Source organism: Streptomyces sp. NPDC021096, assembly GCF_040641275.1.
Classification (GTDB): domain Bacteria; phylum Actinomycetota; class Actinomycetes; order Streptomycetales; family Streptomycetaceae; genus Streptomyces.
In genome coordinates this window covers 110,771-119,638 of record NZ_JBFADG010000017.1, presented here as the reverse complement: position 1 = coordinate 119,638, position 8,868 = coordinate 110,771, and the positions used below count along the sequence as shown (strand labels likewise).

Below are 8,868 nucleotides of genomic sequence, written 5' to 3'. Positions count from 1 at the left end.
GGGGGCCCCCGGGGGCTGGGGGGGGGGGGGGGGCGGGCGGTGCGGGGGCCACCCCCCGGGCTGGGCCACCCGGGGGGGCGGGGGCCCCCCCGCGGCCCCCCGCGGCGGGCGGGCCGGCCCGCCCCGTGCTCAGTCGACCGTGACGACGATCTTGCCTCGGGTGTGTCCCGCGGCGCTCAGGCGCTGGGCGTCGGCCGTCTTCTCCAGCGGGAAGACCTCGGCCACCTCGACCGACAGCACGCCCTGCTCCGCCAGGCGGCTGAGCGCGGTGAGGTCGGCGGTGTCGGGGCGCACCCACAGCAGGCGGCCGCCGAGGCCGGCGACGGCCGGGTCCGCGATGGAGACCAGGCGGGCACCGTCCGCCGCGACCTCGGGCGAGGTCTCGATCGCCCCGCCGCCGACCAGGTCGAGGACCACGCTCACGCCCTTGGGGGCCAGGGCCCGTACGCGCCCGGCCAGGCCCTCGCCGTAGGTGACGGGCTCGGCGCCCAGGGAGCGCAGGTAGTCGTGGTTGCGCTCGCTGGCCGTGCCGATGACGCGGGCGCCGAGGTGCCGGGCGAGCTGCACCGCCATGGTGCCGACGCCGCCGGCCGCGGCGTGGATCAGCACGGTGTCGCCCTCGCCCGCGCCCACCGCCTTCAGGGCCTGGTAAGCGGTCAGGCCCGCCAGCGGGATGCCCGCGGCCTGCTCGAAGGTGAGGTTGGCGGGCTTGGGCGCGAGCGTACGCGCCGGGGCGGCCACGTACTCGGCGAACGTGCCCCGGGAGAGGAAGTCCTCCCGGACGTAGCCGATGACCTCGTCGCCCACCTGGAACTCGGGGGTGTCCGCGCCGAGCCCGACGACCACGCCGGAGACGTCCCAGCCGGGCACGACCGGGAAGACGGGCTCGATCATGCCGTCGAGGTAGCCGGCCTGCGCCTTCCAGTCGACGGGGTTGACGGCAGCCGCCTTGACCTTGATCAGGACGGCGTCGGGGCCGACCTTGGGCCGGGGGAGGTCGCCGTACTCGAGGACCTCGGGGCCGCCGTAGGTCCGGTAGCTGACAGCCTTCATCGTGCTGGCTCCTTTGATGCTGTGGGCGGTGTTCAGCGTGTGGCGGGTGCGGTTTCAGCCTGGGACGCGTCGGCCGGGCCCGCCACCGCTGCCGGCCGCAGGGTCCGGATCTTCCGCAGGCCCAGCCAGGCGACGGCGGAGACCAGCAGGAACGCGGTGCCCGCGATGACGAAGGTCAGCGTGAACTGGCTCTCCGCGGGAAGCTTGGGGGCGCCCGGCGGCAGGTGCTCGATGCTCTTGGAGGCGAGGACCGTGGTGATCATCGCGCTGCCGATGGCGCTGCCGGTCGAGCGGGAGATGGAGTTGATGCCGTTGGCGATGCCGGTCTGCTTGGGCGGCACGCTGGCGACGATCACGGCGGGCATGGCGGCGTAGCCGAGGCTGATGGCCGCGCCGACGAACATGCCGGCGGCGATCACGGAGAACGTGTGCTCGTGGTCGAGGGCGATCCACACGAAGCCGGCGGTGCCGATCAGCGAGGCGAGCAGCAGCACCAGGCGCGGGCCCTTGTGGCGGACGAGCTGGCCGCCGACGGGGGCCGCGAGCAGCGAGACGATGGTGCTGGGCAGCAGGTACTCGACGGAGGCGCGCAGGACGCTGGCGTCGAAGCCGTAACCGGTGATCTTCGACGGCATCTGGACGAGGTAGGAGACGCCGATGAAGAGGGCGAAGGAGCCGAAGCCGACGAGGAGGCCGGCGAGGTTGGCGAAGAGCACCGGGCGGTGGGCGAACATCTTCATGTCGACCAGCGGCTCGCGGACCTTGCGCTCGACCAGCGTCCACACCACGGCCATCACGACGGCGCCGGCGAAGCAGCCGAGGGTACGGGCGGAGGACCAGCCCCACTCGTGGCCCTGGGTGATGGGCAGCAGGAGCAGCACCAGGGTGGCGGCCAGGGTGAGGGCGCCGAGGACGTCGGTGCGTCCGCCGGTGGTCTCGCGGGTGGCGGGCACCAGGGTGACGACGGCGATCAGGGCGAGCGCGGCGAGGCCGGTGGCCAGCCAGAAGGCGCTGCGGTAGTCGGGGTCGTCACCGGAGGTGAGCAGACCGGTGGCGACGAGCGCCAGGCCGCTGCCGAAGGCGAGGGTGCCGCTGACCATGGCCATCGCGCCGGGCAGCTTGGCCGGGCGGACCTCCTCGCGCAGGACGGACAGCGCGAGCGGGAAGATCGCGGTGGCGGCGCCCTGCAGGACGCGGCCGACGATCAGCCAGAGCAGGGAGTGCGTCACGGCCGCGAGGACGGATCCCGCGACCATCACGATCAGCACGCCGACCAGCGTCTTCTTCTTGCCGTGCTGGTCGCCGAAGCGGCCGAGCAGCGGGGTGAAGACGGCGGCGGAGAGGAGGGTCGCGGTGGTGACCCAGCTGACGTTGGCGGAGGTGGTCTCGAGGTCGTTCTGGATGAGGCCGAGGATCGGCACGACGAGGGTCTGCATCATCGAGACGACCATGGCGGCGAGGCTCAGGGCGAACACGATGACGGTCTCGTTCCGCGTGCCGGCTGGTGCCGCGGGCGCTTGCGAGGTCATGAGGGGGTGGGGTTCCTTCGGGCTGCTTCTCGTTACTTCACGACATTGATGCTTGAGATCGTCAAGCAACTCGCACCACGGTATGGCTCAATACTTCACATAGTCAAGTTAATGATTTAAGCCATCAAGCTCTTTGAGTACACTCGACCCATGACCGGCCCGAACGCACCGCACCCGACCAAGGCCCAGCTCCTGGAGCTGGTGGCCGCACTCGGCACCGCCCAGTGGCAGGACTTCGCGGCCGCCGCCGCCCGCCACGGCCTCACCTCCGTCCAGGCCAAGCTGCTGTCCCAGCTCAAGGGCCCGGTGCCGATGCGGGGCCTGGCCACACTGCTGGTCTGCGACGCCTCCAACGTCACCGGCATCGTGGACCGGCTGGAGGCACGCGGCCTGGTGCGCCGCGAGCCCGACCCCGCCGACCGCCGCGTGAAGAACGTGGTCGCCACCGACGAGGGCCACGAGACCATCCGCCGGGTGCGGGCCGAGATGCAGGCCACGCACAGCGCCCTCGACGCCCTGGACGAGGACGAGCGCGCCACGCTGTTCACCCTCCTCGAACGACTGCGCCCCGGACTGGAGCACCGCGCCTGACACGCGCCTGACACGCGGCCCCGCCTCCTCGCCCACGCCCCTCCGGCCGCCCGTATTCTGACGGCCGGTCGGATCCGCCCAGCCGTGCGGCGGACGGCAAGGGAGGCCATCGATGACCACGACGCACAGCAGCGTGCCCACCGACGGGACAGCGGCCACCGAGCCGTACACCGTGCCCCTCGCGCCCGGGGTGAGCGCCTTCATCCAGCCCGACGGCGGCTGGTGCCTGAACAACGCGGGCTTCGTGACCGACGGCGGCCGCACCCTGCTGATCGACACCGCCGCCACCGAGCGGCGCGCCCGTCTGCTGCGCGACGCCGTGGCCGCGAGCGGCGCGCCGCAGCCGCAGCTCCTGGTCAACACCCACCACCACGGCGACCACACCTACGGCAACTGCGTCTTCACGCCCGGGGCCACGGTCGTCGGCCACACCGACTGCCGCCGCGAGACGCTCGCCTCCGGCCTGCAGCTGCACCAGGCCTGGCCCGGCGTCGACTACGGCGAGATCGAGGTCAGCGCCCCGAACCTCACCTACACCGACACGCTCACCGTGCACATCGGCGACATCGAGGTGCGGCTGATCCACCCCGGCCCCGCGCACACCGTCGGCGACACCATCGCCTGGCTGCCCGAGCAGGGCATCGTCTTCACCGGCGACCTCGTCTTCAACGGCGGCACCCCGTTCGTGATGATGGGCTCGCTCAGCGGCTCGCTGCGCGCCATGGAGACGCTGCGCGCACTGGACGCGCAGACCGTCGTGCCGGGGCACGGCCGCGTGACCGACCCGGGCGTCTACGACACCGTCGAGCGCTATCTGGCTTACGTCCAGGAGCTGGCCCGCACCGCCCGCGCCGCCGGCCGCACCCCGCTGGAGGCCGCGCGCGAGGCGGACCTGGGCGAGTTCGCCGCCCTGCGCGAGAGCGAGCGGCTGGTCGCCAATCTGCACCGCGCCTACGCGGAGCTGGACGGGCTGCCGCTGGGCTCGCCGCTGGACCTGATGCCCGTCCTCGGCGACATGACCCAGATGAACGGCGGCAAGCCCCTGCCCTGCCACGCGTGATGCGGCCGGGTGACCCCTGGACGGCATACCGACTGGTCGGCATGATGAGGCCGGTCGTCATGCCGTCCGTCCACGGGACGTACGGCCGTACGTTCACCTGCGCGTGGAGGGGCACTCGATGAGCAAGGACAACCTGCCGGGGCTCGATACGGAGCGGCTGCGCGCCCATCTGGAGCGGGAGCGCCCCGGGCTGGTCCGGGGAGCGCTGCGGGCCGAGCTGATCGAGGGGGGCCGGTCCAACCTCACCTACGCGGTGCGCGACGAGGGCGCCGGGCGCTGGGTGGTGCGCCGGCCCCCGCTGGGGCACGTGCTGGCCACCGCGCACGACATGCGGCGCGAGCACCGGGTGATCGGCGCGCTGCGCGGGACGGCGGTGCCGGTGCCCGAGGTGCTGCTGCTGTGCGAGGACGAGGACGTCATCGGGGCGCCCTTCTACGTCATGGAGTTCGTCGAGGGCACGCCCTACCGCACGGCGCGCCAGCTCACCGCCCTCGGCCCGGAGCGCACCCGCACGGTCGTGCTGGGCCTGGCCGACACGCTCGTCGCACTGCACGCCGTGGACCCGCAGGCGGCCGGGCTGGCGGACTTCGGCCGGCCGGAGGGCTTCCTGGAGCGGCAGCTGCGCCGATGGGGCAAGCAGCTGGAGGCCTCGCGCGGACGCGAACTGGCCGGCATCGACGAGCTGCACCGCACGCTCGCCGACGCCCTGCCCCACTCCCCCGCGCCCACCGTCGTGCACGGCGACTACCGCCTCGACAACGTCCTGGTCGGCGCCGACGACACGATCGCCGCGGTCCTGGACTGGGAGATGTCCACCCTCGGCGACCCGCTCACCGACCTCGGCCTGCTGATGATGTACAGCGAGCAGCGGGAGGTCCCCGGCTCCCCGCTCGCCACCACGCGCGAAGCTCCCGGCCACCCCGAGCCCACCGAGATCGCCGAGCGCTACGCGGCCCGCTCCGGCCGTGACGTCTCGGCGCTGCCCTGGTACACCGCCTTCGCCTACTTCAAACTCGCGGTGATCCTGGAGGGCATCCACCGCCGCTACACCCTCGGGCAGACCGTCGGCGACGGCTTCGACCGCATCGGGGAGCTCGTCCCGCTGTTCATCGACAACGGACTCACCACCCTGCGGAAGGGCTGAGCGCGCCATGGACTTCGCATTCGACGCCCGCACCGAGGAGCTGCGCGGCCGACTGCTGGCCTTCATGGACGAGCACGTCCACCCGGCGGAGGCCGTGGCGGCCGGGCAGCGCGAGGCGGCGGCCTCGCCCTGGGACGTCCCGCCGGTGGTGGAGGAGCTCAAGGCGGAGGCGCGCCGGCAGGGGCTGTGGAACCTTTTCTTCACCAACGAGCACAGCCTGCCCGACCCCGTGCACGGCACCGGCCTGACCAACCTCCAGTACGCCCCGCTGGCCGAGATCACCGGCCGCAGCCCCCAGCTCGCCCCCACCGCGCTGAACTGCGCGGCCCCGGACACCGGGAACATGGAGCTGCTCGCGCAGTTCGGCACCGCCGAGCAGCGAAGGCTCTGGCTGGAGCCGCTGCTGGCGGGCACGATCCGCTCGGCGTTCGCGATGACCGAACCGGACGTGGCCTCCTCGGACGCGACGAACATCGAGACCCGCATCGAGCGGGACGGCGACGCGTACGTCGTCACCGGCCGCAAGTGGTACATCTCCGGTGCCCTGCACCCGGATTGCCGGATCTTCATCGTGATGGGCAAGACCGACCCCGGCGCCGCGGACATCCGCCGTCAGCAGTCCATGGTGCTCGTCCCCCGGGACGCACCCGGCGTGGAGGTCCGCCGCGCCATGCGGGTCTACGGCTACGAGGACCACTACCACGGCGGGCACGCGGAGGTCGTGTTCGACGGTGTACGCGTCCCGGCGGACCACCTGGTCGGCGAGGAGGGCGGCGGCTTCGCGATCGCCCAGGCCCGGCTCGGCCCGGGCCGGATCCACCACTGCATGCGGCTGATCGGCATGGCCGAGCGCGCCATCGAGCTGATGTGCCGGCGGGCGGTGGCGCGTACGGCCTTCGGTAAGCCGCTGGCGCAGCAGGGGGTGGTGCAGGAGTGGATCGCGGACGCGCGCGTGGCCGTCGAGCAGCTGCGGCTGCTGGTGCTCAAGACGGCATGGCTGATGGACACGGTGGGCAACCGCGGCGCCCACACCGAGATCCAGGCCATCAAGATCGCCACGCCGCGCACGGTCGTCGGCATCATCGACCGGGCGGTGCAGTTGCACGGGGCGGGCGGGGTGAGCCAGGACTTCCCGCTGGCGGAGCTGTGGGCGGCGGCGCGGACGCTGCGGCTGGCCGACGGGCCGGACGAGGTGCACCAGCGGTCGCTGGCGCGGCGGGAGCTGGGGCGGTACCGGTAGCGCCGCGCGCGTACGGCCCGCCGGTTAGGGCCGCAGCGCCCGCATCAGCAGGTCCGCCAGGTGGTCGGCGACCTGCCGGGCGCTGAGCGGGCCGTCCGGGCGGTACCAGCTGGCCAGGTGGTGGACGGAGCCGAAGTGGTAGTCCACCACCAGGTCGGCGGGGGTCGCCGAGCCGAACACCCCCGAGCGCTGGCCCTCCTCCACCAGCGCCCTGAACCGCTCGTGGTAGCGGCGCCGCTCGGCGCGCACCTGCTTGAGCTTCTCGGGGCCCAGGTGGTGCATCGACCGGAAGAAGATCTTCGTGTCGTCGAGGTTCTCGATGGTCGTCACCACGACGTCGGCCGCCGCGTCCCGCAGCCGTCGCTCGACCGGCGCGTCGGCGCCCGCGAAGGCGTCGAGCCGCTCCTGCTGCAGGCGCAGGACCCTCCCGTACACCTCGTGCAGCAGATCGTCCTTCGAGCCGAAGTAGTGGTAGAGCGCCCCCTTGGTGACCCCGGCCGCCCGCACGATCTCCTGCACCGACGTACGGTCGTACCCCTGCTCGGCGAAGAGCCGGGTGGCGGCCGCCAGCAGCCGCTGCGGCACGGGCCTGCCGCACTTGTCCGTCGTTCCGGCCACCGTCGTCGTGGCAGTCATCGTCACCACCCGCCTTCCGTGTCCGGCACACTAACCAGTCGGTATGCCGGGGCGGAAGACCCTCACGGACGGGTGAAGTGGCCGCGGGAAGGCTGGACACGCACCCTTGACGGCAGGACGATGCGCGCACATCCGGACCGGCCGCAGGGGGACAGCGTGACGGGCATAGGCGTGGAGCCGTACTGGGAACTGATGTTCGATGCCGAGGGAGACATGGCCCCGGCAGGGCGGGATGCCCTGGTCCGGGGCGTGACGGACGCCCGCCTCACCGATCTGGTGATCTTCGCCCACGGCTGGAACAACAGCCGCACGTTCGCCAACGACCTCTACGGCCGGTTCTTCACCCCCTTCCCCGCCGTCCTCGCCGCCTCCGGGGCCCCCGCCCGCCTCGGCTACGGCGGCGTGATCTGGCCGTCCATGCGCTTCACCGACGAGCCCATACCCGACTTCCCCCGGCAGCACCCCGCGCTCGCCGGCGCCGGCCCGGTGCTGGAGCCCGACACCCTCCAGGCGCTGGCGGGCGTCTTCCCCGGCAGCGAGGCCCTGCTGGACCGGATGGCCGAGCTGATCGAACGGCGGCCGGAGGAGCCGGAGCGACTGGAGGAGTTCGCCGGGCTCGTCCGCCGGCTCGTGGCCGGACCCGGGCAGGGCGCGGTGGACCGCGCGGCGGACCCCTGCCTCCACGACACCGAGCCGGGGCCGGACGAGCCCGGGGAGCCGGCCATGTTCACCGACGGCGCGGCGGCGGTGTGCGGGCGCTTCGCCGACGCCGTGGCGCCCGGGGGCCCGGCCGGGGGCGAGGAGCTGTTCGGGGGGCTCGGCCGGCTGTGGGCCGGCGCCCTGGAGCTGCTGCGCCAGGGCTCGTACTGGGAGATGAAGCGGCGCGCGGGCACGGTCGGCGAGTGCGGTCTCGGCCCGGTCCTCGGGGCGCTGGCCGAGGCCTCGCCGGACCTTCGCGTACATCTGATCGGGCACAGCTTCGGGGGGCGGCTCGTCGCCTTCGCGGTGCGCGGCCTGGCGGAGCGCGCGCGGTGCGTGCACTCCCTCACTCTGCTTCAAGGCGCCTTCTCGCACTACGCGTTCGCGCCCCGCCTGCCGTTCGCCGCGGACCGCTCCGGGGCCCTGAAGGACGTGCACCGCACGGTCTCGGGCCCGGTGCTGTGCTGCCATTCGCGCCACGATCTGGCGCTGAGCGTGCTCTATCCGCTGGCGTCCCGGCTGTCCGGGGACAGCCAGTCGGCACTGGGCCTGAAGGACCCCCGCTGGGGCGCGATGGGCCACGACGGCGTCCAGGCCGTGGACGGCTCCCTGACGCTGAAGCTGGAGCAGGTGCTGGCCGGACCGCTGCCGGAGCGCGGCTGCGTCAACGTCGACGCCGCGTCGGTCGTACGGCGCGGAGGCCCGCCGTCCGGCGCGCACAGCGACATCTGCCACGGGGAGCTGGCCCGTCTCGTCCTGCTGGCCGGGAGGGTCGTGCGCTGACCGGTGGACGAGGATCCGCCACCTTCGCACGGGCCCACATCTGTGCGCCCGATGGGGGTAGCAGAGCGGAGTCGGCCGCGTATCGCGTCCGGGTTCGCATATCCGATGGATCCGAATCGCGACGGGATACGTC

At 73.1% G+C, this 8,868-nt stretch carries 8 protein-coding genes; 5 read left to right on the top strand and 3 right to left on the bottom strand.

Annotation, left to right across the window (positions count from 1 at the left end; all coding sequences use genetic code 11):
* Nucleotides 1-129: 129 nt before the first annotated feature.
* Both AB0G59_RS21190 and AB0G59_RS21185 read right to left on the bottom strand, forming a co-directional pair.
* The gene (locus AB0G59_RS21190) at nucleotides 130-1,053 is read right to left on the bottom strand and encodes an NADP-dependent oxidoreductase (protein ID WP_360913723.1); all 924 of its coding nucleotides are present in this window, start codon (nucleotides 1,051-1,053) and stop codon (nucleotides 130-132) included.
* Nucleotides 1,054-1,085: 32 nt separating this feature from the next.
* A complete protein-coding gene (locus AB0G59_RS21185) occupies nucleotides 1,086-2,582 on the bottom strand; it encodes an MFS transporter (RefSeq protein WP_360913721.1) in 1,497 nt (498 codons plus the stop codon).
* Nucleotides 2,583-2,732: 150 nt separating this feature from the next.
* Between AB0G59_RS21185 and AB0G59_RS21180 the strand changes: the two genes are divergently transcribed.
* The 4 genes from AB0G59_RS21180 (at nucleotide 2,733) to AB0G59_RS21165 (ending at nucleotide 6,617) form a co-directional block, all read left to right on the top strand.
* Nucleotides 2,733-3,173: a MarR family transcriptional regulator gene (locus tag AB0G59_RS21180; protein WP_360913719.1), complete on the top strand. Its 441-nt coding sequence runs from the start codon at nucleotides 2,733-2,735 to the stop codon at nucleotides 3,171-3,173.
* A gap of 112 nt (nucleotides 3,174-3,285) precedes the next feature.
* Entirely contained in the window at nucleotides 3,286-4,233 is a 948-nt protein-coding gene (locus AB0G59_RS21175; protein WP_360913717.1) for an MBL fold metallo-hydrolase, read from the top strand.
* A 118-nt stretch (nucleotides 4,234-4,351) separates the two neighbouring features.
* Entirely contained in the window at nucleotides 4,352-5,377 is a 1,026-nt protein-coding gene (locus tag AB0G59_RS21170) for a phosphotransferase family protein (protein ID WP_360913715.1), read from the top strand.
* Nucleotides 5,378-5,384: 7 nt separating this feature from the next.
* Nucleotides 5,385-6,617 (top strand): acyl-CoA dehydrogenase family protein, encoded by a 1,233-nt coding sequence (locus AB0G59_RS21165; RefSeq protein ID WP_360913713.1) that lies wholly within the window; start codon nucleotides 5,385-5,387, stop codon nucleotides 6,615-6,617.
* A 24-nt stretch (nucleotides 6,618-6,641) separates the two neighbouring features.
* Here AB0G59_RS21165 and AB0G59_RS21160 read toward each other — a convergent pair whose 3' ends face one another.
* Complete coding sequence (locus tag AB0G59_RS21160; protein ID WP_360913744.1) at nucleotides 6,642-7,235, bottom strand: TetR/AcrR family transcriptional regulator; 594 nt, start codon at nucleotides 7,233-7,235, stop codon at nucleotides 6,642-6,644.
* Nucleotides 7,236-7,373: 138 nt separating this feature from the next.
* Here AB0G59_RS21160 and AB0G59_RS21155 point away from each other — a divergent pair, with 138 nt between their 5' ends.
* A complete protein-coding gene (locus AB0G59_RS21155) occupies nucleotides 7,374-8,735 on the top strand; it encodes a serine-threonine protein kinase (protein ID WP_360913711.1) in 1,362 nt (453 codons plus the stop codon).
* The last annotated feature ends 133 nt before the right edge of the window (nucleotides 8,736-8,868 follow it).

Coding starts and splice junctions, on each gene's coding strand:
- AB0G59_RS21190 (WP_360913723.1), bottom strand. CDS start 1,053: ATGAAGGCTGTCAGCTACCGGACCTACGGCGGCCCCGAGGTCCTCGAG.
- AB0G59_RS21185 (WP_360913721.1), bottom strand. CDS start 2,582: ATGACCTCGCAAGCGCCCGCGGCACCAGCCGGCACGCGGAACGAGACC.
- AB0G59_RS21180 (WP_360913719.1), top strand. CDS start 2,733: ATGACCGGCCCGAACGCACCGCACCCGACCAAGGCCCAGCTCCTGGAG.
- AB0G59_RS21175 (WP_360913717.1), top strand. CDS start 3,286: ATGACCACGACGCACAGCAGCGTGCCCACCGACGGGACAGCGGCCACC.
- AB0G59_RS21170 (WP_360913715.1), top strand. CDS start 4,352: ATGAGCAAGGACAACCTGCCGGGGCTCGATACGGAGCGGCTGCGCGCC.
- AB0G59_RS21165 (WP_360913713.1), top strand. CDS start 5,385: ATGGACTTCGCATTCGACGCCCGCACCGAGGAGCTGCGCGGCCGACTG.
- AB0G59_RS21155 (WP_360913711.1), top strand. CDS start 7,374: ATGCGCGCACATCCGGACCGGCCGCAGGGGGACAGCGTGACGGGCATA.